Source organism: Phenylobacterium sp. (assembly GCF_046290725.1).
In the GTDB taxonomy this organism is placed as follows: domain Bacteria; phylum Pseudomonadota; class Alphaproteobacteria; order Caulobacterales; family Caulobacteraceae; genus Phenylobacterium.
Map to the genome: position 1 here is coordinate 874,721 of NZ_JBKBUH010000002.1, position 25,557 is coordinate 900,277.

Below are 25,557 nucleotides of genomic sequence, written 5' to 3' on the forward strand. Positions count from 1 at the left end.
TGAGGACGGCCGAGCGCGGGCCACTTGACGCCATTCCGCGATCGCGCAGCATCCCGCCATGATGCGGACGGTGGCGACCTGGGCTGTGGTGCTGGCGGCGGGCGCGTTCGCGCTGCAGTGGCTGGAGGTGCAGTACCTGACGCGCGCCTTGCCCCGCGACGCCTATGTGGCGCTGGTCGGCGCGGGATTCGCCGCTCTCGGGGTCTGGGCCGGCTGGCGGCTCAGCCGGCGAACCGCGCCGCCGGCCTTCCAGCGCAATACGGCGGCCCTCGCAGCGCTGGGCCTTACCGGGCAGGAACTCAAGGTTCTGGAGCGCCTGGCCGAAGGCCTATCCAACAAGGAGATCGCCCGCAGGCTCGGGCTTTCGCCCAACACCGTGAAGACGCACATCGCCAACCTCTACGCCAAGCTCGAGGTGGGTCGGCGCACCCAGGCGGTCGGCAAGGCCCGCGACCTGCACCTGATCCCCTGAAAGCTGTCCGCCGAACAACCGAAACTGACGAATTCACCCTTTCGGGCGATGCCGCAGAGGTTCAAGCTCGGCCAGGCTCGCCGCGCCATTTGGGGCATGACACGAGGGAGCAGGCGCCATGTCGCGCATCGTTCTGATCTATGGCCTGATCTCGGGCCTGGTCATCATCGCCGGGATCATCGGCAGCATCGTCGCCTTCGCCGATGCGCCGCATTCCAACGTCTGGGTCGGCTATCTCATCATGCTGGCCGCGTTGTCTTCGATCCTGGTGGGGGTGAAGCAACACCGCGACCAGGCGCTCGGCGGCGTGATCGGCTTCGGCAAGGCCTTCCTGATCGGCCTCGGCATCGCCCTCGTGGCCGCCCTCGCCTACATCGTGGTCTGGGAGATCTATCTCGCCGCCACCGGCTACCGGTTCATGGACCAGTACGTCGCCCAGATGCTGGAGACCAGGCGCGCCGCCGGCGTCTCCGGGGCGGAGTACGAGAAGCTAGCCGCGGATCTGGAGGCGATGCGCCTCCAGTACGCCAATCCGCTCTTCCGGGTCCCCATGACCTTCCTGGAGATCTTTCCCGTCGGCCTCCTGATCTCATTGGTCAGCGCCGCCCTGCTTCGCAATCCGCGCTTCCTGCCCGCCCGGGCGCGCCCGGTCTCGGCCTGACGCTCCGTCAGCCCCGCTCCAGCTCCGGGAACTCGATCTCGACCTCGGTGGTGGAGCGGGAGACGCCATATTCCAGCGGCCGGCCCAGGCCGTCGACGTTCAGATAGCGGTGGACCATCAGGGGCACGTGCCGCGGCAGATGCAGGAGCTCAGCCTCCTGGGCCGTAGGCAGTCGGGCGGAAATGGCGGTGCGCCGGCGGGTATAGTCCGGCACGCCGGAGTCGACGAGGGTTTGGGTGATGCTGCCCCGGGCCCGGTACATCTCCATGAAGGTCGGGAACCGCTCATGGCTGAAATGGTGCTGGCTGAGCCCCGTGGGCTCGTCGTCGATGAACCGCCGGCGCTCCAGATAGATCACCGCCTGACCGGCCCGCAGGCCAAGCTGCCCGGCCACCCGTGAATCGGCCGGCTTGATCTGCAGCTTCAGGATCTCCGTGCGCGGCGTGCGCCCCCGTTGCAGGACGCTCTCGGTGAAACGCGGCCGCCGGCGCAGGCGCATCGGCTTGGCCGCCCGGCGCACGAAGCTGCCGCGCCCCTGGGTCGATTCCACGATGCCCTTGTCCTGAAGGTCCGACAGCGCCCGCCGCACGGTGTGGCGGTTGACCATGAACTCGCGCGAAAGCTCGAACTCGGTCGGCAGCTTGTCGCCGGGAACCAGCTCCCGCGCCAGGATCCGACGCTCGATAGACTGAGAAATCTCCCGCCAAAGCGGCATGCCGAGCACCATATCGCGCCTCCTTATCGGTATTAAGACGAGCGACTAGACAAGTTTTACTGTTGTCAAAGAAAGTTCACCATCGACTTCTTGCGGCCGAATATCGGCTCAACTAACACTCGACTTCGACGAATACAACATCTTGCTTGGTTGTCGGAGGTGAGAAATGCCGCTCGAACCGGTTGTCGAGACCGAGGCGGAACGCCGCCGCTGGCTCTCCGTCCTGGCCAAGGCCCCGGCCAAGGAGGTGCTGGCGGCCTGGGAAGGGGTCGCGCCGCCCGCCTACAGCCCCCTGCGCGCGCCGGAGATCGGCATGGTGCTGGTGCGCGGCCGCGCCGGCGGGACCGGCGACGCCTTCAACCTGGGTGAAATGACCGTCACCCGCGCCGCCGTGCGGCTGGCGAGCGGCGAGACCGGCGTCGGCTACGTGGCCGGCCGCGACCGCAAACACGCCGAGATCGCCGCGGCCGTCGACGCCATGATGCAGTCCGCCGCCCTGCGTCCTTCGGTGGAAGGCCCGGTGGTCGAGCGTCTGGCCGCCGCCCAGGCCGCCCGCCGCGAGGCCGCGGCCCGCAAGGCCGCGGCCACCAAGGTCGATTTCTTCACCATGGTCCGCACCCGGGGTCCGGCGCGATGAATAAGCCCGCCTCCCCGCTCGACCTCGCCGGCATCGCCCCGGCCTTCGCCGACCCGACCCGGGAATCCCAGGCGGTGTTCCGGCGGATCATGGATGCGGTCGCCCGCCCAGGCACGGTGCAGGAACTCACCTTCGCGCCGGACCCGCCGCAGGGCCTGCACCGCGCGACGGCCGCCGTGGCCCTGACGCTCTTCGACTTCGAGACGCCGGTCTGGCTCGACCCGGCTCTGCGCGACGGCGGGGTTGAGGCCTGGCTGCGGTTCCACTGCGGCTGTCCGCTGACTAACGACCCGCGCGCGGCGGCCTTCGCCATCGTGACCGACATGGCCGCAGCCCCGGTTCTGGCGGCGTTCAACGAAGGCGACGCCAAGTATCCGGACCGCTCCACCACGGCGATCCTCCAGATTCCGGCGCTGGATGGCGGCCAGGCGGCCGTGCTGGCCGGGCCGGGGATCAAAGGCCAGGCGCAGCTTGCGCCCCGGGGGCTGCCGGAAGGCTTCTGGGCCCAGGTCCAGGCGAACCGTGCGCGGTTCCAGTTCGGGGTCGACCTGCTGCTGGCCGCCGGCGACCAACTCGCGGCCCTGCCGCGCTCCACCCGCGTCACCATCCAGGGAGACTGACATGGCCTATGTGGCGGTTAAGGGCGGCGAGAAGGCGATCGACAGCGCCCATCGCTGGCTTGCGGAAGACCGGCGCGGCGACAGGTCCGTGCCGGAAGTCGAGACGGCCCAGATCCGCGAGCAGCTTTCGCTGGCGGTGGACCGGGTGATGGCCGAGGGCTCCTGCTACGACCGCGACCTCGCGGCCCTGGCGGTGAAGCAGGCGCGAGGCGACCTGCCCGAGGCGATCTTCCTGCTGCGCGCCTATCGCACCACCCTGCCCCGGTTCGGCGCCTCTATTCCGGTGGAGACCGGCGCCATGGCCGTGCGCCGGCGGGTTTCGGCGGCCTTCAAGGACATTCCCGGCGGCCAGGTGCTGGGCCCGACCTTCGACTACACCCATCGGCTGCTGGACTTCGCCCTCGCCGCCGACGGCGAGACCCCGGTTGAGTCCGCCCTGGAGGCCGAGGAGCCGCAGGCCTATCCCATGGCCACGGTGGCCTCGGTCTTCGCCCACGAGGATCTGCTGGAAACCGACGTTCCCAGTCAGGAACCGACCGAACCCTTCGACCTGACGCGCGAGCCGATGGCCTTCCCGGCCGGCCGCGACCAGCGCCTGCAGGCGCTCGCCCGCGGCGACGAGGGTTTCCTGCTCAGCCTCGCCTATTCCTCCCAGCGCGGCTGGGGCGGCACCCATCCGCTCTGCGCCGAGATCCGCCTGGGCGAAACGGCCGTGGAGTTCGCGCCCGACGAGCTCGGCTTCCCCGTCGAGATCGCCGAGATCACGCTCACCGAGTGCCACATGATCTCCACCGGCGCGGGCGGGTTGGAACGGCCGCCGCAGTTCGCCGCCGGCTATGGCCTGACCTTCGGCCATTGCGAGCGCAAGGCGATGTCCATGGCCATCGTCGACCGCGCCTTGCGCGACGCCGAGGGCCGCGAGGCGAACGCGCCGGTCCAGGACGAGGAATTCGTCCTCTACCACTCCGACAATGTGGAGGCCTCCGGCTTCGTGCAGCACCTGAAGCTGCCCCACTACGTCGACTTCCAGGCCGACCTGCAGCTGATCCGCCGCCTGCGCCGCGACTATTTCGCCCGCGAGGCCGCGATGAAGGAAGCCGCCGAATGACCCGTTCGAACGCGCCCGAGCGCTATTACAACTACGCCTATCTGGACGAGCAGACGAAGCGGATGATCCGCCGGGCGATCCTGAAGGCCCTGGCCATCCCCGGTTACCAGGCGCCGTTCGGCTCGCGCGAGATGCCCGTGCCCTATGGCTGGGGCACCGGCGGCATTCAGCTGACCGCCGCGATCATCGGACCGGACGATGTCTACAAGTGCATCGACCAGGGCGCCGACGACACCACCAACGCCGTCTCGATCCGGCGCTTCTTCGCCAAGGTCGCCGAGGTGGCGGTGACCGAGGACACCGGCGAGGCGACCATCGTCCAGACCCGGCACCGAATCCCCGAAAAGCCGCTGAAAGCCGGCCAGGTGCTGGTCTTCCAGGTGCCCCAGCCGGAGCCCCTGCGGGGCCTGGAGCCCCGGGAGACCGAGACCCGCGCCATGCATGCCTACGAGGAATACGGCCTGCAGTACGTCTCGCTCTATGAGAGCGTGGCCGCCTACGGCCGCATCGCCTCGACGGTCGGTTATCCCACCCTCGTCGACGAGCGCTACCTGATGAGCCCATCGCCGATCCCGAAGTTCGACAACCCCAAGCTCGACGACAACGAGGCCATCCTGCTGTTCGGCGCCGGCCGCGAGAAGCGGATCTACGCCGTGCCGCCGCACACCCGGGTCCGCAACCTCGACTTCGAGGATTATCCCTTCGAAACCCAGACCTGGGAGCAGAATTGCGCCCTGTGCGGGGCGGGCGACAGCTATCTCGACGAGGTGGTGCTCGACGACGCCGGGGAGCGGATGTTCGTCTGCTCCGACAGCCACTACTGCGCCGAACGCCGCGCCGCGGGCCATGCGGGCCCGATGGCGGGCCACATGCTCGCCGCCGACCAGACGGAGCCCGCCTGATGACCGCCATGCCTCGGGCCATCCAGGCCGCGCCGCTGCTCCGCGCCGAAGGCCTCACCAAGTGGTACGGCCATGTGCTGGGCTGCCGCGACGTCTCCTTCGAACTCCGTCCCGGCGAGGTGCTGGGCGTGGTGGGCGAGAGCGGGTCGGGCAAGACCACCTTGCTCAACTGCATCTCGGGGCGGCTCGCGCCGACCTCGGGCAAGGTGGAGTTCGACACCACCCGCTTCGGCATGGCCGACATCTACGGCCTGGCCGAGCCGGACCGTCGGCGGATGCAGCGCGAGGAATGGGGCTTCGTGCACCAGAACCCCCGCGACGGCCTGCGGATGCGCGTCTCCGGCGGCGCCAACGTGGCCGAGCCGCTGATGAACCTGGGGAACCGCCACTACGGCAAGATGCGCCAGGCGACCATCGACTGGCTGGAGCGGGTCGAGCTCGACACTCGCCGGATCGACGACAAGCCGCGCAATTTCTCCGGCGGCATGCAGCAGCGCATCCAGGTGGCGCGCAACCTGATCCACGGCCCGCGCCTGGTGTTCATGGACGAGCCCACCGGCGGCCTCGACGTCTCGGTGCAGGCGCGCCTGCTCGACCTGCTGCGCGAGCTGGTCCGGGACCTGGGTCTGGCGGTGATCATCGTCACCCACGACATGGCCGTGGCGCGGCTGATGGCCGATCGGCTGATGGTCATGAAGGGCGGCGAAGTGGTCGAGACCGGCCTGACCGACCAGGTGCTGGACGATCCTCAGCATCCCTATTCCCAGCTTCTCGTCTCCTCCGTCCTCCAGATCTAGGCGCGCCCATGAGCTCCGAACCCCTCATCGTGGTCGAAGACCTCGCCAAGACCTTCGTCCTGCACAACGCCGAGTCCGCGGCCATTCCGGTGTTCGAGCGCCTCCGCCTGGAGGTCGGGCCGGGCGAGTGCGTCGTCCTGGCGGGTGAATCCGGGGTCGGCAAGTCGACCCTGATGCGCTCCATCTACGGCAACTACCTGCCCACGGCAGGCGCGGTGCGGGTGCGCCACGACGGCGCCTATGTGGACATCACCACCGCCGAGCCGCACCAGGTGCTGGACATCCGCCGCCGCACGCTGGGCTATGTCAGCCAATTCCTGCGGGTCATTCCCCGCATCCCAACCCTGCAGCTGGTCATGGAGCCCCTGCTGGAGAACGGTGTGGCCGAGGAGGAGGCCCGGGAACGCGCCGAGGCCCTGCTCGCCGCCCTGCGCCTGCCCAAGGCGCACTGGGACCTGCCGCCCGCCACTTTCTCCGGCGGCGAGCAGCAGCGGGTGAACATCGCCCGCAGCTTCATCCGCAACTATCCGGTCCTGCTGCTCGACGAGCCCACCGCCTCGCTGGACGCGGAGAACCGCGCCATCGTGGTCGAGCTGATCCGCCAGGCCCTGGCCGGCGGCGCGGCGATGATCGGCATCTTCCACGACCACGATGTCCGCGACGCCGTCGCCACCCGCCTGTTCCCCGTCGCCCAGTTCAAGATAGCGGCCTAAGATAATGGAAAAACGCATCTATTCGAACGCCGTCGTCACGCCCGAGGGCATGGTCGCCGCCGAGGTGGTGATCCGCGACGGCGCTATCGCCGCGGTAGACGAGAGGACCGGACCCTCTGCGGCGGCCCTCGACTGGTCCGGCGACATGCTGATCCCCGGCCTGATCGACATCCACACCGACAATCTCGAAAAGCACTATCAGCCCCGACCCGGCGCCCTGTGGGACGCCTATGGCGCCGCCCTCGCTCACGACGGCCAGTGCGCGGCCGCCGGCATCACCACGGTGCTGGATTCGCTCAGCCTGCACGGCCGCAAGGACGGGCTGGACCGCAAGGCGGCGCTGGGGCCGATGATCGGGGCCATGGACGCCGCCCGGGCCGAGGGCGCCCTGCGGGCCGAACACCTGCTGCATCTGCGCTGCGAGGTGACCAATCCGGAGCTCCTGTCCCTGCTCGAGCCCCACGCCGACCATCCGCGGCTGAAGCTTCTGTCGGTCATGGACCACACGCCCGGCCAGCGGCAGACCGCCGACGTCGGCGCGTTGCAGGCCCGCATGGCCGCCGCCGGCAAGAGCGAGGACGAAATCCAGGAGATGCTGGTTCGCCGCCACGCCGGCCGCGACCCGACGGTGGCCGAATCCAACCGCCGCAGCGTGGTGGCCTTCGCCCGCGAATATGGCGTGCCGCTCTGCGCCCACGACGACGCCACGATCGAGCACGTGGACGAGGCCCACGCCGACGGCTGCGTGATCGCCGAGTTCCCGGTCACCCTCGACGCGGCGCGCAAGGCCCGCGACTATGGCATGGCGATCTGCATGGGCGGTCCGAACCTGGTGCGCGGCGGATCGCACTCGGGCAATCTGTCGGCCCGTCTATGCGCGGAGGAAGACCTGCTCGACATCCTCGCCTCCGACTATGTGCCGCTCTCCATGTTGCGCTCGGCCTTCCTGCTGATGGATCTTTACGGCTGGCCGGCGGAGAAGGCGGTCTCCACCGTCAGCGCCGGCCCCGCCCGGGCGCTCGGGCTCTCTGACCGCGGCGAGATCGCGCCGGGCCAGCGGGCCGACCTGGTGCGCGTGCGTCGGCCGCCCGGCGGCTGGCCGGCGCCTCGCGAGGTCTGGCGCGAAGGCCTGCGCGTGGCATGAGCGCCCGCTACGCCGTCTATTACGCCCCGCCGCGGGAGAGCCTGCTCTCACAGAAGGCGGCCGCCTGGCTCGGCCGCGACGCCTGGTCGGGCGAGGCCCTGGCGCGCCCCGCCCTGCCGGGCCTGGCCGACCTTGATCTTGAGGCGCTCACCGCCGATCCGCGCCTCTACGGCTTCCACGCCACGCTGAAGGCTCCGTTCGAGCTGGCGGAGGGCCGAACCGAAGCCGAGATCCTGGCGTTCGCCGCGGCCTTCGCCGCCGGCCGCGCGCCTTTCGAGGCCGCCGTGGCGCCGGCTGCGCTCGGCCGCTTCCTGGCCTTCCGCCTCACCGGCCCCTCGCCGGAGATGGACGCCCTGCACGCCGCCTGCGTGCGGGAGTTCGAGCCCTTCCGCGCGCCGCTGTCCGAGGGGGATCTCGCGCGCCGCCGCAAGGCGCCGCTGACGCCGGAGCAGGACGCGCGCCTTCTCCGCTACGGCTATCCCTACGTCTTTGAGGATTTCCGCTTCCACATGACGCTCACCGGCCAGATCCGCGACGAGGCCGGGCGGGATCGCGTACTCGGCGCCCTGCAGACCCATTTCGCGGATGTCTCGGGTCCGCACCGGTTCGACGGCGTCGCCGTCTACGCTCAGGCCGACCGGGCCGCGCCGTTCGAAATCCTGGCCCGTTTCGCCTTCGAGGCCGAGGCCGTCAGCGCCTGAGGGCGGCCAGGAAGGCGGCCAGCCCCTCTTCGCGCGTTCCGTCGTTGCGCACCTCGACCACGTCGGCGCCGCTCACCGGCGCGGGCGCGCGCGCCAGCCGACCGGCGATCTCCTCAGGCGTCTCGCGGCCGCGGCGCGCCAGGCGCTCAGCCACCCTGGCGGGATCGGCGACGATCGAGACGATGCGCAAGCCCGGATAGCGCCCCCGGGCGGTCCCCAACACCTCGCGCGAGGCGTTGACCACCACCGTTCGGCCTTCCGCGAGCATCGCGTCGACGCCCGATGGAATTCCGTAGGCCAGGCCGTGCGCCCGCCAGCAAAGCGCGTAGCCGCCGGCGGCTTCCCGCGCGGCGAACGTCTCCGGGCTGACGGCGATATGATCCTCACCGCCGGCCTCGGCCGGCCGGGTGATCTCGCGGCGGGGAAAGGCGTAGCCGGGATCGCCCGCCAGCGCCGTCTTCGCGCCGTCCAGCAACGTATCCTTGCCCACGCCCGAGGGGCCGACCACCAGCACCAACATCCCGCCCTCAGGCGTGTTTTTCGACGAAGGCGTCGGCGTCGAGGCGGCGGAAGTCTTCAAGGGCGTCGGCCAGTCGGTCATGGCTCCAGTCCCACCAGGCGAGCGCCAGCAGGCCGTCCTGCACCGCCTTCGGAAAGCGCTCGCGGATCGGCTTCGCCGGCACGCCGCCCACGATGGTGAAGGGCGACACGTCCTTGGACACCACAGCGCCCGCGCCGACAACCGCGCCCGTTCCGATCGTCACGCCCGGCAGCACGGTGGCGCCGTGGCCGATCCAGACGTCGTGCCCCAGGACGACCTTGTGCGACCGGCGCCATTCGAAGAACTCGTGATCGTCTTCCGGCCCCAGATCGTAGGAGCGGGCGCGATAGCTGAAGTGGTGCTGGGCGGCCTTCCAGGTCGGGTGATTGCCGGGATTGATCCGCGCATCGCGGGCGATGGAGCAGAACTTGCCGATCTCGGCATAGGCCGAACTGGCGTCGTCGACGATGTAGCTGTAGGCGCCCATCGCCGTTTCCGAGAGGCTGGTGCGCGCGCCGACCCGCGTCCACGGGCCCAGCACGCAGTCGTGCACCCGCGCATCCTTGTGAACCCGCGGGGCGGAGGCGTCGAGCTCGCCGCTCTCCGCCGCCTCGAACCGTTCGTAATAGAGATAGCCTGGCTCAAGCGGCCGAGCGGCCAGACGCAGGGCCATCAGGCAGCTTCCACCAGCGGCGCCGGATCGGCCGCACGGCGGCCGCCATAGACCCGCTCCAGCACCGCCGGGGTCAGGCCGGACGGCGGGCCGTCGAACACCACCGCCCCCTTGGCCATCGCCACCACGCGGGTGCAGTAGCGCCGGGCGATGTCGAGGCTGTGCAGATTGACGATCACCGGCACGTCGCGCTCGCGGCAGATCCGCTGCAGCGCCTCCATCACCACTTCGGCGTTGACGGGATCGAGGGAAGCCACCGGTTCATCGGCGAGCACCAGGTCGGGCTCCTGCATCATGGCGCGCGCGATGGCCACCCGCTGCTGCTGGCCGCCGGAGAGGGTCGCGGCGCGCTGCAGGGCGGTCTGGGCCATGTCGAGCGTGTCGAGCTCCAGGATGGCGCGGGCGCGATCCTCGGCCGGGAAGAACTTGACCAGCGACGGGGCGATCGGCCGCTCGGCCACCACGCCGACCAGCACGTTGGTCAGCACGTCCAGGCGCGGGCAGAGGTTGAACTGCTGGAAGATCATGGCGCAGCGGCGTCGCCACCGGCGCAGGGCCTTGCCCTTCAACCGCCCCACCTCCTCGCCGTCCCAGGTGATCCGTCCCTCGCTGGGATCGGTCAGGCGGTTGATCAGCCTGAGCAGGGTGGACTTGCCCGCCCCCGATCGGCCGATGATCCCGACCAGCTCGCCGCGCCGGCAGGTGAAGGAGACCTGATCGACGGCCAGGGTTTCGCCGAAGCGCTTGGTGACGCCGTGCAGCTCGAGCATCGGACCTCCGCCCTTTGTTTCCAGGAGCTTAGGGCCCGCGCATGACCCGAGCGTGACGCCGCGCACCCCGGCGCCTCCACCAGCCGGCGATTTGTCGGCTTCGCCGGAACGTCACGGCCCGGCCCTAGATTTCACCCCTTCACCGCCGCCCGCGACGCACATGATAGATCTCGCCATCATCGGGGCGCTCGCCCTCGACCGCCCGATCCGCCTCGATGGGCCGCTCATGCCCGGCGCGCGGATGATCGGGCGTTCCCTGGATGGAGCTCTCGCCGGCCGGTTGGGCGGCGGCGGGGCCAACGCGGCCACGGCCCTGGCCCGCGCAGGAAGGCCCGCTGCGCTCCTGGCCTATATCGCCGACGACGCCGACGGCGCGCGGCTGCTGGATCTGGCCAAGGCCGCAGGCCTCGACACCCGCTTCGTCGTCCGGCGGCCGGGCGCCAGCCGCACGACCCTGATCCTCCTCGCCCCGGACGGCGAGCGCGCCATCCTCACCCTCGATCCCGAGCCGGTGGACTTGCCGCCGCTGCCGGCCCCGGCCCCAACCAAGGGGCTGCTGGTCCGCGCAGCCTATCCCGAAGCCGAAGCATGGGCGCGCGCCTGCGACGGCCCGGTGATCGTCCACTGGCCCTGCGGCGCCTATGCCGGCCCCTGCGACGTGCTGGTTGGCTCCTGGGACGACGCCGCGCCCGACATGCGCGCCGAGCCCCTGGGCGTCGGCCGCCGCCGCTTCGGGCCTCGGCTGCGCTGGGTGGTGCTGACCCAAGGCGCCGACGGCGCACGGGCGTTCGGCGACGGCGAGACGCTGAGCGTTATTCCGCCCGCCGTGAAGGTCGCCGACGCCACCGGCGCGGGCGACGTCTTCGCCGCGGGTCTGCTGGATGCGCTGAGCGCCCGCGCAGAGATGGCGCAGGCCCTGGCCCACGCCTGCCTCTGGGGCGCCACGGCGGCCAGCCTGGAGGGCTCGGCGCCGGTCAGCGGAGCCTTTCGGGCTTTCAGGCCAGCTTCGCCCTGAGCCGCTGGGACGCCGTGTCCAGGCCCGCCACGCAGAGCATGTAGAGGGCGATGATGAACAGCGCCTCGTCGAAGGCGAAGATCCGGATGCGCTCCTCCAGCTCGAAGCCGACGCCGCCGGCCCCGACGACCCCCAGGACGGCGGCGTTGCGGAAGTTGCTTTCCAGGAAGAACAGCACCTGGCTGGCGCCCACCGGCGCCACCTGCGGGACAAGGCCGTAGCGCAGCACGATCAGCGGCGAGGCGCCGGACGCCCGCACGCCCTCCTGGGGCTTCGGATCGCAGTTCTCGATGGCTTCGGAGAACAGCTTGGCGAGGCTCGGTATGTCGGCGAGCGCCAAGGCGATCACCCCGCCGAAGGGGCCGAGCCCGAAGGCCGAGACCAGGATCAACGCCCAGACCAGGGCCGGCACCCCGCGGAACAGATCCAGGAACCGACGGAAAGCGAAGTGCAGCACTGGGTTCCCTACCACCGTCTTGGCGCCGAGGATTCCCAAGGGGACGGCCGCCAGCGCCGCCAGCACCGTGCCCGCGAAGGCCATGGCGAAGGTCTCGGCCAGGGCGCGGACGATGCGCAGCAGTTGGCCGCCGTCGGAGGGCTGGATGGCTGCGGCGGCGAAGCGCCCGAGCTTCTCGACCCCGCCGAACAGCGAGGCCGGGGCCAGCTGCAGGTCCACGCACATGGCGACGAAGGCCACGATCGCGCCGGCGAACAGACCAAGGCGCAGGGCGCGCCGCCCGAGGCTGGGCCGCAGGACGCCCGGCGCGGCGGTCATGGCCCGGTTGTAGGCCTCGCCGTTCACCGCGCTTCTCCCAGGCCCATCAGCCGGTGGCGGATGGCTTCGGAGGCCAGGTCGATCAGGAAGATCATGCCGACGATCAGCAGCAGGATCGCCAGATAGGTGTCGAACTCGGTGTAGGTGATGGCCCGCTGCAGTTCGAGCCCGATACCGCCGGCCCCGACGATGCCGAGCGCCGCCGCGCCGGCCAGGTTCCCCTCCAGCCGGATCAGGGCGTAGGAGGCGTAGTTCGGCAGGACCTGCGGGATCACCCCGAAGCGGATCTTGGCGATCGGCCCGGCGCCGGCCGCCTCCATGGCCTCCAGCGGCCGCGGATCGACCTCCTCGTTGATCTCCGAGAACAGCTTGCCGAGCCCGCCCATGGTCGAGATGGCCAGGGTGATGACGCCGGCCAGCGGCCCCACCCCGAAGGCGGCCACCAGCACCAGGGCCATGATCAGGTCCGGTAGGGTGCGGATCGCCTCCAGGGTCCGCCTCACGGCGAAGCGCACCGGCGCGAACGGCATGAGGTTTCGCGCACAGAGGAAGGCGGCGAGCGCGCCGCCCAGCGCGCCCAGGACGGTGGCGACGATGGCCATCTCCACCGTCTGCCAGCCCAGTCGCAGCCATTCCGGCAGATCGTAGAACCACCAGGCGAGCGAACCTTCCATCCGTCGGTCGGCCAGCAGGGCCTCGCCCCTGAGGTCCGGGATCATACGGTCGAGGAAGTCGGCCATCCGGCCGAGCGGGTCGCCGCCGATGTCGGACGAGAAGAACTGACTGCGCTGGAAGGAGACGAGGAGCAGGGCCGAGAAGATCAACAGGCCCGCCAGCGCCTGCGCCCGCTGGCGGCGCAGGAGTTTGCGGCGGTCGCGCTCGAAGGCGGCGACGACCTCAGCGGGCGGCGATCGCAAGGGCCTCTGCCTCCGTAGGTTCGAACTCCGCGCCGTCCGGGATCCAGGCCGAGGCCCAGGTGAAGGCCTCCTTCGCTTCGATGTGCATGGCCACATGGATGCCGACCAGGCGGAAGCGCAGTTCCTCAGGCAAGTCGCGCCGGGCCACCAGCGCGGCCGTGGCCCGCGGTCGGCCGCGCCAGACCTCGCGCAGGTCGGCGCACTTGTTCTCCTGGGGCCGGTCGCCGCGGCAGAGCCGCTGCCAGGCCGCCGCGTTCAGCACCATCACGTCGGCCGATCCGCCGCGCAGGGCCGCGACCGCGGCGTCTGGATCACGGGCCACAGTCTCCGAGGCGAAATGCCCGGCGCCGGCGTCCTGGTCCGCCAGGGCCTGGCTCGGCGTCGCATGTGCGGCCGGCCAGGTTCCGCCATAGACCAGCCGCGTCCCTTTGGCTGCGGCCAGGGAGCGGATCGGCGCGTTCGCCTTCACCGCCGCGACGACGGGGATGCGGTTCAGCCGGCCCCTGGGCCGTACGGTCAGGATCGCCCGGGTCTGGGCCCGGACCGGCGTGTAGGTTTCCGGATCGAGCACCGCCAGGTCCAGCCTCCCCGCCGCCAAACCTCGGGCCGCGGCGGCCTTGTCCGGAACCGGGCATTTCAGCACCGGGCGGCCCAACCGCTGCTCCAGCAGCCGGTGATAGGCGCGTTCGCCCGCCGGATCCGAAGCTTCCAGCGGCCGGCAAGGGGCCTCGGCCGCCCCTATGGACGCGAGGCGCAAGGGCGCCGGTTCGGCCGCAGCCGCCGTCGCCGAAAGGGCCAGCATCAGGGCCGCCGCCGGGGCCCTCACGAGTCCGCCCCGTCACGCCGGCGCCTGGCCCGGCGGCCGGCGATGTCGTCGGCGCGCAGGGCGATGACGTCGGCGTAGAAGCTGTGGTCGACGGCGGTCAGCGCGCCGCCCTCGGGCTGGCCGATGTCGCGCCACATGCCGGGATGGTCGTAGGGCAAGGCCGCCATGGCTCCGCGGACGATATCGATGAAGGGCTGAGGCCGGTCCGTTCGCGTTACGATGGCCGAGTTGGGGATCGGTCCCGCCGTCCAGACGATCCGGAAGTCGTCGGTGTCGACGAGGCCGCGGCGGGCCATGGTGTAGTGGGCGCCGGTGGTGAAGCCGTGCTCGGGATCGCCGCCGCCGGCCTGAATGATGGTGGCGTCGAACTGGCCGTTCTCCAGCGCCATCACCGCCTGGGTGTGACCGCCGGCGAAGCTGGTCTTGCCGAACCAGGCGTCCGGGTCGACCCCCTGCTCGCGCATCTTGGCGCGAGGGTAGAGGTACCCCGAGGTGGAATTGAAATCGACATAGCCGAGGCTGCGGCCCCTCATGTCGGCCAGGCTGCGGATCGGGCTGTCGGCGCGCACCAGCAGGGCCGAATAATAGCCCATGTCGCCTTCGGCCTGGCGCACGGTCAGGATCGGCGCGACCTTGCCGCCCACCTGGGCGTCGACATTGGCGTAGCCGCCGCCGGCGATGGTGGCCATGTCCACCTGGCCGGTGGAGAGGGCCTGGATCGTCCCGTTGTAGTCGGAGCTCTCGTAGAGCTTCACCGGCAATCCCGTCGCTCGGCTGAGATAATCGCGATAGACGCTCCAGCGGCGAGCCATGGTCGGGTCGTCCTCCGACCCGCGCACCGCCATCCGCACCTGCTTCATCTCCGAGCGCCAATCGCCGGACGCGGTCTCCGCCCTGCCGCCGCAGCCGCCGAGGGCGAGCGCCACGGCCAGGGCCACAAGGGCCGGGACGCCGCCCGGAACGCTGCAATGTCGCATGAGCCGATCGTTCTCCCGCCCCGTCCGCGCCGGGGTCGGGCTCAAGACATGCCGCCTTGCGGTGACGGCCCGATGACGCCCTCGTGACGCGCCGGCTTCAACCTCGGCGACTTGTCGGGCTTCCGGCGGCGCGCGGTCTCTGGAAAGATCGGGTCATGGACTCGCAACGCCCGAAGGTCTTCGGCCTGGTGATCGCCGGCGGCGCCGCCCTGCGGTTCGGCGCGCCCAAGGCGCTGGCGCTCTTCTGCGGCGAGAGCCTGATGGCCCGCGCGGCCGCGCGCCTGCTGCCGCATTGCCGGGAGGTGGCGGTGAACGCCCGGCCCGGCGCGGTGGCCGATGCCGCCGGCATGCTGGGCTTCGAGGTGGTCCGCGACCCGCCGGACGCCCCGGACGGCCCCCTGGCCGGCGTCCTGGCCGGGCTGATGTGGGCGCGCGACGAAGATGCGGAGATTCTGGTCACCCTGCCCTGCGACACGCCGCTCGTTCCGCACGACCTGGTCCCGCGCCTGATCGCCGCCATGGCGGACGCCTCCTGCGCCGTGGCGCGCGCGCCGGACGGCCTGCACCCCCTCTGCGCCGCCTGGGGGATCGAGCTGATCGAGCCGTTGACGGACGCCCTGTCGCGGGGCCACCCGGCGGTTCGCCGTTATGTGGAAAGCCTGGCCTGCGCCCATGTGGACTTCGCCGAGGCCGACGACTTCCTGAACGTCAACACCCCTCAGGACCTGGCCGAGGCGGAGCGCCGGGCGGGCGCGGCCGCGCCGTAGCCGCGCGCCTGGGCCGCGGCCTCGCCCACCACCAGCAGGACCGGGCCGTCGAAGGCCGCCTGCGCCGTGGCTTCGCCGAGGCCCGCCAGGGTGGTCGGCACCAGCCGGGCCTGGGGCCGGCCGGCGTTCTGAATGGCCAGGGCCGGCGTAGCGCCGGAGCGCCCCTCGGCCATCAGCCGCGCCGCGGCCGGGCCGGCGGCGTCGCGGGCCATGTAGGGCGCCACGGTCGTCTGCGGGTCGGCGAGCGCGCTCCAGCCGCCCTCCACCACGCTTCCGTCCTGAACCCGGGCGGTGGCGAAGGCGACGCGGCGCGCCTCGCCGCGATGGGTCAGGGGAAAGCCGAACTGGGCGGCTGCGGCGCTGGCGGCGGTGACGCCCGGGATCACCTCCACCTCGACGCCGTGGGCCTCGAGAAAAGCGCGCTCCTCGCCCGAGCGGCCGAACACGGAAGGGTCGCCGCCCTTCAACCGCACCACCGCCAGCCCCCGCCGCGCCAGGCGCAACATCAGGCGGTTGATGGTCTCCTGCTTCATGCTGGCCCTGCCGGCCCGCTTGCCGGTCTGGATGCGCAGGCAGGCGGCCGGCGCCAGCGCCAGGATCTCCTCGGGCACGAGGGCGTCGTAGAGCAGCGCCTGGGCGCCCTGCACGGCGCGCATCGCCCGCACGGTCATCAGGTCCACCGCGCCCGGGCCTGCGCCCGTCAGCAGCACGCGTCCGGTCTCAGGCCGCATGGGCGTCCTCCTTCGCATGGTCCTTCAGAAGGCGGGCCAGTTCCGGCCGGCAGGAGCCGCAGTTCGTGCCCGCCCCGGTCGCCGCGCCCAGGGCCTCCAGGCTCGCCGCGCCATCGCCGAGCGCCGCCTCCAGCCGCCGCAAACCCACCTTGAAGCAGGCGCAGACGATGGCGCCGTCATCCCGCGCCCCCGCCCGTCCGGCCAGCAGGGCCGCCCGGTCCGCCAGGGACAAGGCCTCGTCCAGGAAGCGGTCGGCGATCCAGCCCCGCATGGGCAGGCCGCCCATCTCGCTCATCACCAGCACGCGCTCGGGCCGGCCGTTGGCCAGCACCGCGCGGCGCAGCGTTCCCAGGGCCGGGTCGTCCATGGCCAGGATCTCGCCCGAACGCGCCGGGACCAGGGCGGCGGCCACGGCCTCGCGCTCGGCCGCCCCGCCAAGGCCTGCGAACTCGTGCACGTGGCAGCCGTCGAAGGGGGTGCGCCGCCAGACGATGTCGAGACCCGCCGGCGCAGGATGCGGGTCCCGCGAGACGAAGAACCCCCGCCAGGTTTCCCCATAGGGCGCGGCACGCGCGGGCGTGTGCTTGAACTCCGGCTGCCCAGAAGTCGGGTCGACGAAGGCTTCCACAAGCGGATTGCAGCGCCCCTGGGGTGCGAAGGCGTCGGTCCAGTGCATAGGCAGGAATACCCCGCCGCGCCGCTGGCGGTCGGTCAGCCTGGCGGTGACGATCGCCACCCCCGCCCGGGTCTCCACCCGCGCAAGCTCGCCGTCGGCGATCCCATAGAGCGCCGCATCGGCCGGGTGGATCTCCAGCATCGGCTCGGGTGCGTGGCGGCAGAGTTCGGGCGCAAGGCCCGTCCGCGTCATGGTGTGCCAGTGGTCCCGCGCCCGGCCCGTGTTGAGCGACAGAGGGTAGTCGGCGTCCACCGCTCGCGCTGGGCCTTGCGGCCTGATGGGGATCATCCGCGCCCGCCCATCGGAGGTGGGGAAACCCCCGTCCTCGAACAGCCGCGCCGTTCCCCCGCCGGCGCGGACCGGCCACTGCACCGGCTCCAGCGCCTCGTATTCCGCGTCGGACAGCTCCGCCAGCGGCCCGAGGTCAAGAACCCGCGCGCCGTCGTTCTCGAACCGGGTCAGGGCGGCGTACTCGCGGAACACCTCGGCGGGGCGGCGCCAGGCGAAGGCCTCGCCGAACCCCATGGCCTGGGCCACATCGGCGACGATCCGCCAGTCTGCCCGGGCCTGGCCCGGGGCGGCGAACAGCGGCCGCTGGCGCGAGATCCGGCGCTCGGAATTGGTCACCACGCCGTCCTTCTCGCCCCAGGCCAGCGCCGGCAGCTTCACATGGGCGAAGGCTGTGGTGTCGGTCTCGGCCATCGCCTCGGAGACCACCACCAGCGGGCAGGCGGCCAGGGCTTCGCGCACCCGGCTCGCCGCCGGCAGGCTGACCGCCGGATTGGTGGCCATGATCCACAGGGCCTTGATCTGACCCGCGCGGACCGCCTCGAACATCTCCACCGCCTTCAAGCCGGGTCCGGCGGCGAGGCGAGGCGCGTTCCAGAAGGCGGCCACGCGCTCGCGGTCGGCGCGACCGAAATCCATATGGGCCGCGAGCGTGGTGGCCATGCCGCCGGTCTCGCGCCCGCCCATGGCGTTGGGCTGGCCGGTGATGGAGAAGGGCGCGGCGCCCGGCTTGCCGATCTTGCCGCTCGCCAGATGGGCGTTGAGGATCGCCAGGCCCTTGGCCACCCCTTGCGCCGACTGGTTGGCCCCCATGCTGAACAGGGTCACGGCGCGCGCCGTCTCGGCGAAGGCCGCATAGAAGGCCAGCACCGCCTCAGGCTTGAGGCCGCAATCCTGCGCCACGGCAGCTGGGCTCTGGTCCTCGGCGGCCAGCGCCCGCATCGCTTCGCCGAAGCCTGAGACGTGGGCGGCCACATAGTCGCGATCGACCCCGCCGTGGGCGTCCAGCCAGGCCAGCAGGCCATTCCACAGCCGCACGTCGGTCTGGGGCGCGAGGGGCAGGAAGAGGTCCGCGCCCTCGGCGGTGTCGGTCCGCCGCGGGTCGATGACGATCCAGCGCTGGCCGCGGGCCCGCGCCTGCTCCATCCGCCGGAAGAGGACCGGATGCGTCCAGGCGGCGTTGTGGCCGGAAAAGACCACCAAGTCCGCCAGATCCAGGTCTTCGTAGCAGCCGGGCGCCAGATCGGCGCCGAAGGCCTGCTTGTGGGCCGCCACCGCCGAGGCCATGCAAAGCCTGGAATTGGTGTCGATGTTGCCCGAGCCGATGAAGCCCTTCATCAGCTTGTTGGCCGCGTAATAGTCCTCGGTCAGCAGCTGGCCGGAGACGTAGAAGGCGACCGAGTCCGGCCCGTGCTCGGCGATGGCGCGCGAAAACCCTTCGGCCACGCGTGCGATGGCCGCATCCCAGCTCGCCGGACGCCCCTCGACCACGGGCTCCAGCAGCCGCCCCTGCAGGTGCACGGTGGAGCCGAGCGCGGTCCCCTTCGAGCACAGACGGCCGAAATTGGCGGGATGGACGGCGTCGCCCGTCACCTGGAGGCTGCGCCCCTCCCCCGCCCGTCCGGCGACGCCGCAGCCGACGCCGCAATAGGGGCAGGTCGTGAGGGTCGCCGGCTCCGTCACGCCAGGCCCAGCAGGATGCGGCCCTCAACCACCTTGCAGGGCACGACGGGCGCGCAGCCCTTGCCGCGGTCGGCGCCCATGGCCTCGCCGGTGGCCAGTTCGATGGTCCAGGCGTGCAGCGGACAGGTCACCGCATGGCCGTGCACCAGGCCCTGGCTTAAGGGGCCGCCCTTGTGCGGGCAGCGGTCCATCAAGGCGAAGATCTCGCCGTCGCCGGTGCGGAAGATGGCCACGTCGCCCTTGGCGCTCGGCGCCCGGCGAGCCCCGCGCAAGGGGATGTCGGTCACCGCACCGACATCGATCCACACGACCGGCGATTTCACATACGCATTCATGCCGGGGCGAACTCCAGACGGCGGCTGATGGGGTTGAACTCGTCGCTGTGGCGGCCGGCTACCCGCTCGGCCCACGGATCGATGCGCGAGAAGCGCTGGGAATAGGCGAAGCGGTCATAGAGCGCGCGGCGGCGCTCCGGCTCCTCGATCTCGGCGCGGATGCTCTCCAGGCCGACGCGATCCATCCACTTGTAGATCCGCTCCAGGTACCAGCCCTGCTCGCGATAGAGCTGGGTCACCGCGCAGATCGCCCAGACCGCCTCGTCCTCGCTGGACGTCTTGGTCAGGATCTGCGTGCCCTGGATGTGCAGGCCCGCGGCCCCGCCGATGTGGATCTCGTAGCCGGAGTCGACGCAGACCACGCCGATATCCTTGCAGGTGGCCTCGGCGCAGTTGCGCGGACAGCCGGAGACGCCGAGCTTCACCTTGGCGGGCGTCCAGGAACCCCACATGAACTTCTCGAGCCGTACGCCCAGGCCGGTGGAGTCCTGGGTGCCGAACCGGCACCATTCCGAGCCGACGCAGGTCTTCACGGTGCGCAGGCCCTTGGCGTAGGCGTGGCCGGAGACCATTCCCGCGGCGTTCAGGTCGGCCCAGACGGCCGGCAGGTCGTCCTTCTTCACGCCCAGCAGGTCGATGCGCTGGCCGCCGGTGACCTTCACGGTGGGAATCGCGAACTTGTCGACCACGTCGGCGATGGCGCGCAGCTCGTCGGCGCTGGTCATCCCGCCCCACATGCGTGGCACGACGGAATAGGTCCCGTCCTTCTGGATGTTGGCGTGCACCCTCTCGTTGATGAACCGCGACTGCTTGTCGTCGCGGTATTCGCCGGGCCAGGCGCAGAGCAGGTAGTAGTTCAGGGCCGGCCGGCACGAGGCGCAGCCGTCCGGCGTCGTCCATTCCAAGGCCTGCATCACCGCCGGCATGGACTTCAGGCCCTCGGCCACGATGCGCCGGCGCACCTCGTCGTGGCCGCGATGGGTGCAGCCGCAGACCGGCTTCGGCCCCGTCTGGGCCTGGAACCCGTCGCCCAGGGTCAGGGCCAGCAGCTGTTCGACCAGGGGCGTGCACGAGCCGCAGGAGGCCGAGGCCTTGGTGTGCGCCCGCACCGTCTCCAGGGTCGTCAGGCCCTGGTCGACGATGGCCTGGACGATGGTGCCCTTGCAGACGCCGTTGCAGCCGCAGACCTCCTGGGAGTCCGGCATGGCCGCAACGGCCGACTTAGGGTCCACCCCGCGCAGGGCCTCCGCGATCGCCTGGCCAAAGATCAGGGTGTCGCGCATCTCGGCCACGTCGGCGCCGCTGCGCATCAGATCGAAGTACCAGCCGCCATCGGCGGCGTCGCCGAACAGCACCGCGCCGGCGATCTTGCCGTCCTCGATGACCACGCGCTTGTAGACGCCGCGGCCGGCGTCGCGGAACACCACGTCCTCGCAGCCCGCCCCGCCGCCGAACTTGCCGGCGGAGAAGACGTCGACGCCGGAGACCTTCAGCCGCGTCTGCAGCAGCGAGCCCTCATAGGCTGCCTCGCCGCCGGTCATCACCTCGCCGAGCGTCCGGCACATGTCCCAGATCGGGGCCACAAGCCCGTACGCGACGCCGCGATGCTCGGCGCATTCGCCAATGGCGAAGATGTCCGGGTCCGAGGTGCGCATAGCGTCGTCCACCACCACGCCGCGCCCGCACGTCAGGCCTGCCGCCGTCGCCAAGGCCGTGGAGGGCCGGATGCCGACGGCCATGACCAGCAGGTCGCCCGGGATGATCCGTCCGTCCTTCAGCTTCAGGCCGGCGACGCGGCCGCCCTCGCCCAGGATCTCCTCCGACTGGGCGCCCAGGATCGTTTCGACGCCGCGTTCGGCCAGGGCCTCGCGCAGCAGGTGGCCGGCGGACTCGTCGAGCTGCCGCTCCATCAAAACGTCCATCAGATGGATCACCGTGGCGCCCATGCCGCGGCGGACCAGGCCGTAAGCCGCCTCGAGGCCCAGCAGTCCGCCGCCGATCACAATGGCCCGGCCGCCGCGCTCGGCGGCCGCCACCATCGCCTCAACGTCATCGAGGTCGCGGAAGGTCACCACGCCCTCCAGGCCGGCGCCCGGCAGGGGCAGGCGCACCGGGTCGGACCCGCAGGCCAGGATCAGCTTGTCGTAGGGGAGCGCCTCGCCGCCCTCGACTTCCACGCGCTTGCTGGCCCGGTCGATGGCCATGACGCGACGTCCTGCATGCAGGGCGATCCCGTTCGTCGCGTACCAGGCGTCGTCGTTGATGACGATGTCGTCGAAGGTTTTCTCCCCGGCCAGCACCGGCGAGAGCATGATGCGGTTGTAGTTCACCCGCGGCTCGGCGCCGACGATGGCGATCTCGTAGCGTTCCGGATCGCGCTTGAGGATCTCCTCGACCGCGCGGCACCCGGCCATGCCGTTGCCGATGACGACCAGACGTTCCTTGGGCATCGCCCTCTCCGTCCTGGCCCCACGGACGATGCGTGGGGCGAAAAACTGTTGGGATGGACGCCTTTGCCCGGATCGGCCCCTGCGGGGCCGCGGCCGCTGAGGGGCCGCCTGGCGAAACCTCGTTGCTTCGCGCGCCGTCCCTTCTAGCGCGGAACATGCTGCGCTGCGGCGAAGGGGGCTCAACTCCGGGGTGGAAGCTCCATCCAGCTCGAAAATCGGGCGCCGTCGTGCATCCGGCGCCCAATCGGCAGGCGCCGTCAGATGCGCGCCGCCGTCGCCCCGGCCGCGCCCCAGGTGGTGCGCCACTGCTTCTTGATGCTGGTCAGGCCGACCAGGGCGACGATCGCCAGCAGGGCGAAACCCAGGAAGCCGGCCTGGTAGGAGCCGGTCAGCTGCTTGGCGAGGCCGAGGCTGGAGGCCAGGTAGAAGCCGCCGATTCCGCCGGTCATGCCGACGAGGCCCGTCATCACCCCGATCTCGTTGCGGAACCGCTGGGGCACCAACTGGAAGACCGCCCCGTTGCCCATGCCCAGCGCGGCCATGCCGACGATGACGACGGCCAAGGTCGCCCGCACGTCGGCCAAGCCGAAGCTGACGATCGTCAGGGCCGCGGCGGCCACGACATACATGATCGAGAGCGTGCGGATGCCGCCGATCCGGTCGGCCACCGCCCCGCCGATGGGCCGCACCAGCGAGCCGGCGAACACGCAGGCGGCGGTGAAGAAGCCGGCGATCACCGGCGTCAGGCCGTATTCCGCATTGAAATAGATGGTGAGGGACGAGGAGAGGCCTACGAACCCTCCGAAGGTGACGCCGTAGAACAGCATGAACCACCAGGCGTCGCCGACCTTCAGCACCTTCAGGTACTCGGTCAGCGGCTTGGGGGCGGGCTGATCCGGGCTGTCCTTGGCGAAGATCAGATAGACCACGAAGGCGGCGATCAGCGGCAGGGTGGCCAAGCCCAGCACGTTCTGCCAGCCGACCAGCTGTGCCAGCCCCGGGGCGAACAGGGAGGCGAAGACCGTGCCGGAATTGCCGGCGCCGGCGATGCCGAGCGCGATCCCCTGATATTGCGGCGGATACCAGCGCGAGGCGAGCGGCAGGGCGACGGCGAAGGACGACCCCGCCACGCCCAGCACCAAGCCCACCGCCAGCACCTCGGCATAGGTGTCGACGCCCGCCAGCCAGGCGACCAACAGGCCCCCGATCACGATCAGCTGGCACAGGGTTCCCGCGCGCTTGGGGCCGATGCGGTCCACCAGCACCCCGTTGACGATGCGCAGCACCGCGCCGGCCAGCACCGGCAGGGCCACCATCAGCCCCTTCTCGGCCGGGTTCAGCCCCAGGTCCTGGGCGATCTGCACGCCCAGCGAGCCCAGCAGCACCCAGACCATGAAGCTCATGTCGAAATAGAGGAAGGCCGAGGCCAGGGTGGGCGTGTGGCCCGCCTTGAAGAATTCCTTGCCGATCATTCGTACGCTCTGCTTCCGCGCCGCGCGAGGGCGGCGGCGTTTTTGGGGAGGCGGCGGTCGTCCAGAGCGTCCTGAGGGCCTGCGCCGCCGTTGGCGCGGGCGAAACGGCTCGCCGAATGGGCGCCATCTAGGCCCCGGCGCCCGCTTGTGCGGCGCCATTCCGCGGCCGACGCTCGCAATCGGCCGATCTCTGCGCAAGAATTCGGCGCCCCGCCTTCGCGCCTGCACAAAATCGGGCGCCGAACTGGACAGGCGCCGCCAGGTGCGCGCTCAAGGCAAAGCCATGCAGACGCCCCCGAACCGCCTGCGCGTCGCCGTCGGCCTGGCCAGCGAGGCCGGGCCCCGGCCACGCAACGAAGACTTCGCCGCCGCCGTGCTGGAGCCCGCGGACCGGATGACCGGCGTCGCCTGCGCGCTCGCCGACGGGGTTGGCGGGGCCCTGGGCGGCCGCGTGGCCGCGGAGCTGGCCGTCCGCACCGTTCTCGACGGCTATCTGGGAGCGAGCGAGACCCGCGGCGTGCGCCGCACCGCCGCCCACGCCCTCGACTGCGCCCATCGCTGGATCCGCGCCCAGGGGCGGACCGACCCGAACCTTTCCGGCATGGCCTGCACCCTGACCGTGGCGATCCTGCGCGGCCGCCGCCTGCATGTGCTGCACGTGGGCGACAGCCGGCTCTATCGCCTGCGCGAGGGACGGCTGATGCGGCTGACCCAAGACCATCGCGTCCTTGGGACCTCCAACGTCCTGACCCGCGCGGTGGGCGCCGGCGAGGACCTGCGCATCGACTACGCCAGCGAGGATCTGGCGCCGCACGACCGGCTGTTGCTGGTGAGCGACGGGGTGCACGGCGCGCTATCGGACAGCCGAATCGCCGAGCTGATGGCCGCCCGCGCGGGCCCCGAGGCGACCGCCCGGCAGCTGGTGTCCGCGGCGCTGGGCGCTGGATCCGACGACAACGCCACGGCGCTGGTGGTCGACGTGCTGGAACTGCCGGCCGCCGACGTCGCCGACCTCAGCCAGGAGACCGCCGGCCTGCCGATGCTGGAACCGCCCCAGGCCGGCACCGCGGTGGATGGTTTCGACCTCGAAGCCCTGATCTCCGACGGCCGCTACAGCCGGGTCTTCCGCGCCCGCGACGGCGAGACCGGCGAGGCGGTGCTGATCAAGTTCCCCAAGCCCCAGGCGCTGGGCGCCGAGGCCGCGGCGCGGGCCGCTTTCCTGCGCGAGTCGTGGGTGGCCAGCCGGGTGCGCAATCCCTTCGTGGGCGCGGTGCTGGACCTGCCCGCCCGGCGTCGCACCAGCCTCTATCTCGCCCAGCCGTTCTACGCCGGCGAGACTCTGGAGCGCCGGCTGCGCCGTGCGCCGCCGGTCGCGCTGGACCAGGGGCTGACCGTCGCCGTGAAGCTGACCAAGGCCATCGCCTCCCTGCACCGGGCCGGCGTCATTCACCGGGACATCAAGCCGGAAAACGTGATCCTGGAACCGGGCGGCGGCCTGAAACTGATCGATTTGGGCGTGGCCCGCCTGCCGCACCTGGAGACCGCCCCCCTGCCCGACATTCCGGGCACGGCCAGCTACATGGCGCCGGAACTGTTCGCAGGCGCCGCCGGCGACGAGCGGACGGACATTTTCGCGCTGGGCGTCACCCTCTACGCCATGTTCTCCGGCGGCCGGTATCCCTATGGCGAGATCGAGCCCTTCACCACGCCGCGGCATCGCCGCCCGACCCCGCTCTCGGCCTGGCGTCCCGACCTGCCGGCGTGGGTGGAGACCATGCTCGCCCGCGCAGTCGCCCCCGACCCTGTCGACCGCTTCCAGGACGCGTTCGAGCTGGCCTTCGAGCTGGAAAACGGGGCGGCGGGCGCGGCCCCGGCCCGCCGCCACCGCCTCTCGCTCTACGACCGCGATCCCTTGCGGTTCTGGCAGGGGATCGCGGTGGTGCTTTTCGTTCTGCTGATCATTTCCCTGGCGCGCTAGTAATCACCGACCTAGAGCACGATGCGGTCAGACGGAATCGTCTGGCCGTTGAATCGTGCTCTGAACTCAAGGGTCTGAGTGCGTTCTGATCGCAAAACCGGGTTCCACTTTTGCGGAACGCGCTCTAGTCGCGCCGGAACCGCTCAACGTACCCATCGGTCGTCCACAGTGCGACGGCTCGCAGTCTGGGAATCACCAATGGACGCAGGCCGA

The 25,557-nt window shown here is 71.1% G+C and carries 26 protein-coding genes; 13 read left to right on the forward strand and 13 right to left on the reverse strand.

Annotation, left to right across the window (positions count from 1 at the left end; translation table 11 throughout):
* Positions 1–58: 58 nt before the first annotated feature.
* Positions 59–472: a response regulator transcription factor gene (locus ACK41C_RS15550; RefSeq protein WP_409656082.1), complete on the forward strand. Its 414-nt coding sequence runs from the start codon at positions 59–61 to the stop codon at positions 470–472.
* A 118-nt stretch (positions 473–590) separates the two neighbouring features.
* On the forward strand, positions 591–1,133 hold the full coding sequence (locus ACK41C_RS15555) for a DUF4199 domain-containing protein (protein WP_409656084.1): 543 nt from the start codon (positions 591–593) through the stop codon (positions 1,131–1,133).
* 7 nt (positions 1,134–1,140) lie between these two features.
* Here the strand turns inward: ACK41C_RS15555 and phnF are convergent, their stop codons facing one another.
* Entirely contained in the window at positions 1,141–1,860 is a 720-nt protein-coding gene (phnF, locus tag ACK41C_RS15560) for a phosphonate metabolism transcriptional regulator PhnF (protein WP_409656086.1), read from the reverse strand.
* A gap of 154 nt (positions 1,861–2,014) precedes the next feature.
* On the opposite strand from phnF, the gene phnG reads away from it, so the two are divergent.
* Genes phnG through ACK41C_RS15600 form a run of 8 tightly spaced genes read left to right on the forward strand, consistent with a single transcriptional unit; the run spans position 2,015 to position 8,470 of the window.
* The gene (gene phnG / locus ACK41C_RS15565; RefSeq protein ID WP_409656088.1) at positions 2,015–2,485 is read left to right on the forward strand and encodes a phosphonate C-P lyase system protein PhnG; all 471 of its coding nucleotides are present in this window, start codon (positions 2,015–2,017) and stop codon (positions 2,483–2,485) included.
* The gene (phnH, locus tag ACK41C_RS15570; protein WP_409656090.1) at positions 2,482–3,105 is read left to right on the forward strand and encodes a phosphonate C-P lyase system protein PhnH; all 624 of its coding nucleotides are present in this window, start codon (positions 2,482–2,484) and stop codon (positions 3,103–3,105) included. The genes phnG and phnH overlap by 4 nt, the downstream gene beginning before the upstream one ends.
* A gap of 1 nt (position 3,106) precedes the next feature.
* Positions 3,107–4,213 (forward strand): carbon-phosphorus lyase complex subunit PhnI, encoded by a 1,107-nt coding sequence (locus ACK41C_RS15575; protein ID WP_409656092.1) that lies wholly within the window; start codon positions 3,107–3,109, stop codon positions 4,211–4,213.
* On the forward strand, positions 4,210–5,115 hold the full coding sequence (locus tag ACK41C_RS15580; RefSeq protein WP_409656094.1) for an alpha-D-ribose 1-methylphosphonate 5-phosphate C-P-lyase PhnJ: 906 nt from the start codon (positions 4,210–4,212) through the stop codon (positions 5,113–5,115). Before ACK41C_RS15575 ends, ACK41C_RS15580 begins: the two co-directional genes overlap by 4 nt.
* Positions 5,115–5,912, forward strand: a complete 798-nt coding sequence (gene phnK, locus ACK41C_RS15585) for a phosphonate C-P lyase system protein PhnK (RefSeq protein WP_409656096.1) — start codon at positions 5,115–5,117, stop codon at positions 5,910–5,912. The genes ACK41C_RS15580 and phnK overlap by 1 nt, the downstream gene beginning before the upstream one ends.
* 8 nt (positions 5,913–5,920) lie before the next feature.
* Entirely contained in the window at positions 5,921–6,625 is a 705-nt protein-coding gene (gene phnL / locus ACK41C_RS15590) for a phosphonate C-P lyase system protein PhnL (protein ID WP_409656098.1), read from the forward strand.
* A gap of 4 nt (positions 6,626–6,629) precedes the next feature.
* Positions 6,630–7,769, forward strand: coding sequence for an alpha-D-ribose 1-methylphosphonate 5-triphosphate diphosphatase (locus tag ACK41C_RS15595; RefSeq protein ID WP_409656100.1), 1,140 nt, complete (start codon positions 6,630–6,632; stop codon positions 7,767–7,769).
* Positions 7,766–8,470 carry a DUF1045 domain-containing protein gene (locus ACK41C_RS15600; RefSeq protein ID WP_409656102.1) on the forward strand — a complete coding sequence of 235 codons (705 nt, stop codon included), beginning with the start codon at positions 7,766–7,768 and terminating at the stop codon, positions 8,468–8,470. The genes ACK41C_RS15595 and ACK41C_RS15600 overlap by 4 nt, the downstream gene beginning before the upstream one ends.
* Here ACK41C_RS15600 and phnN read toward each other — a convergent pair.
* Genes phnN through phnC form a run of 3 tightly spaced genes read right to left on the reverse strand, consistent with a single transcriptional unit; the run spans position 8,460 to position 10,454 of the window.
* On the reverse strand, positions 8,460–9,071 hold the full coding sequence (gene phnN / locus ACK41C_RS15605; RefSeq protein ID WP_409656104.1) for a phosphonate metabolism protein/1,5-bisphosphokinase (PRPP-forming) PhnN: 612 nt from the start codon (positions 9,069–9,071) through the stop codon (positions 8,460–8,462). The two genes, ACK41C_RS15600 and phnN, sit on opposite strands and share 11 nt — an antisense overlap.
* Entirely contained in the window at positions 8,998–9,684 is a 687-nt protein-coding gene (locus ACK41C_RS15610) for a DapH/DapD/GlmU-related protein (RefSeq protein ID WP_409656106.1), read from the reverse strand. The genes phnN and ACK41C_RS15610 overlap by 74 nt, the downstream gene beginning before the upstream one ends.
* Positions 9,684–10,454 (reverse strand): phosphonate ABC transporter ATP-binding protein, encoded by a 771-nt coding sequence (gene phnC, locus ACK41C_RS15615; RefSeq protein ID WP_409656108.1) that lies wholly within the window; start codon positions 10,452–10,454, stop codon positions 9,684–9,686. The genes ACK41C_RS15610 and phnC overlap by 1 nt, the downstream gene beginning before the upstream one ends.
* 160 nt (positions 10,455–10,614) lie before the next feature.
* On the opposite strand from phnC, the gene ACK41C_RS15620 reads away from it, so the two are divergent.
* Positions 10,615–11,469, forward strand: coding sequence for a carbohydrate kinase family protein (locus ACK41C_RS15620; protein WP_409656110.1), 855 nt, complete (start codon positions 10,615–10,617; stop codon positions 11,467–11,469).
* Here ACK41C_RS15620 and phnE (ACK41C_RS15625) read toward each other — a convergent pair.
* Genes phnE (ACK41C_RS15625) through phnD form a run of 4 tightly spaced genes read right to left on the reverse strand, consistent with a single transcriptional unit; the run spans position 11,450 to position 15,009 of the window.
* On the reverse strand, positions 11,450–12,271 hold the full coding sequence (gene phnE / locus ACK41C_RS15625; RefSeq protein ID WP_409656112.1) for a phosphonate ABC transporter, permease protein PhnE: 822 nt from the start codon (positions 12,269–12,271) through the stop codon (positions 11,450–11,452). The two genes, ACK41C_RS15620 and phnE (ACK41C_RS15625), sit on opposite strands and share 20 nt — an antisense overlap.
* A complete protein-coding gene (gene phnE, locus ACK41C_RS15630) occupies positions 12,268–13,161 on the reverse strand; it encodes a phosphonate ABC transporter, permease protein PhnE (protein ID WP_409656114.1) in 894 nt (297 codons plus the stop codon). The genes phnE (ACK41C_RS15625) and phnE (ACK41C_RS15630) overlap by 4 nt, the downstream gene beginning before the upstream one ends.
* Positions 13,142–13,987 carry a PhnD/SsuA/transferrin family substrate-binding protein gene (locus tag ACK41C_RS15635; RefSeq protein ID WP_409656116.1) on the reverse strand — a complete coding sequence of 282 codons (846 nt, stop codon included), beginning with the start codon at positions 13,985–13,987 and terminating at the stop codon, positions 13,142–13,144. Before ACK41C_RS15635 ends, phnE (ACK41C_RS15630) begins: the two co-directional genes overlap by 20 nt.
* Positions 13,984–15,009, reverse strand: coding sequence for a phosphate/phosphite/phosphonate ABC transporter substrate-binding protein (phnD, locus tag ACK41C_RS15640; protein WP_409656118.1), 1,026 nt, complete (start codon positions 15,007–15,009; stop codon positions 13,984–13,986). Before phnD ends, ACK41C_RS15635 begins: the two co-directional genes overlap by 4 nt.
* 110 nt (positions 15,010–15,119) lie before the next feature.
* Between phnD and ACK41C_RS15645 the strand changes: the two genes are divergently transcribed.
* On the forward strand, positions 15,120–15,731 hold the full coding sequence (locus ACK41C_RS15645; protein WP_409656120.1) for a molybdenum cofactor guanylyltransferase: 612 nt from the start codon (positions 15,120–15,122) through the stop codon (positions 15,729–15,731).
* On the opposite strand, the gene cobA is transcribed toward ACK41C_RS15645, so the two are convergent.
* The 5 genes from cobA to ACK41C_RS15670 form a co-directional block, all read right to left on the reverse strand.
* Positions 15,683–16,462, reverse strand: coding sequence for a uroporphyrinogen-III C-methyltransferase (gene cobA / locus ACK41C_RS15650; protein ID WP_409656122.1), 780 nt, complete (start codon positions 16,460–16,462; stop codon positions 15,683–15,685). The genes ACK41C_RS15645 and cobA overlap by 49 nt on opposite strands.
* The gene (locus tag ACK41C_RS15655) at positions 16,452–19,109 is read right to left on the reverse strand and encodes a molybdopterin-dependent oxidoreductase (RefSeq protein ID WP_409656124.1); all 2,658 of its coding nucleotides are present in this window, start codon (positions 19,107–19,109) and stop codon (positions 16,452–16,454) included. Before ACK41C_RS15655 ends, cobA begins: the two co-directional genes overlap by 11 nt.
* Positions 19,106–19,444, reverse strand: a complete 339-nt coding sequence (gene nirD / locus ACK41C_RS15660; RefSeq protein ID WP_409656126.1) for a nitrite reductase small subunit NirD — start codon at positions 19,442–19,444, stop codon at positions 19,106–19,108. The genes ACK41C_RS15655 and nirD overlap by 4 nt, the downstream gene beginning before the upstream one ends.
* Positions 19,441–21,894, reverse strand: coding sequence for a nitrite reductase large subunit NirB (nirB, locus tag ACK41C_RS15665; protein WP_409656128.1), 2,454 nt, complete (start codon positions 21,892–21,894; stop codon positions 19,441–19,443). The genes nirD and nirB overlap by 4 nt, the downstream gene beginning before the upstream one ends.
* A gap of 257 nt (positions 21,895–22,151) precedes the next feature.
* Positions 22,152–23,366: a nitrate/nitrite transporter gene (locus tag ACK41C_RS15670; protein WP_409656130.1), complete on the reverse strand. Its 1,215-nt coding sequence runs from the start codon at positions 23,364–23,366 to the stop codon at positions 22,152–22,154.
* A gap of 283 nt (positions 23,367–23,649) precedes the next feature.
* On the opposite strand from ACK41C_RS15670, the gene ACK41C_RS15675 reads away from it, so the two are divergent.
* The gene (locus tag ACK41C_RS15675) at positions 23,650–25,344 is read left to right on the forward strand and encodes a bifunctional protein-serine/threonine kinase/phosphatase (RefSeq protein WP_409656132.1); all 1,695 of its coding nucleotides are present in this window, start codon (positions 23,650–23,652) and stop codon (positions 25,342–25,344) included.
* Positions 25,345–25,557 lie beyond the last annotated feature (213 nt).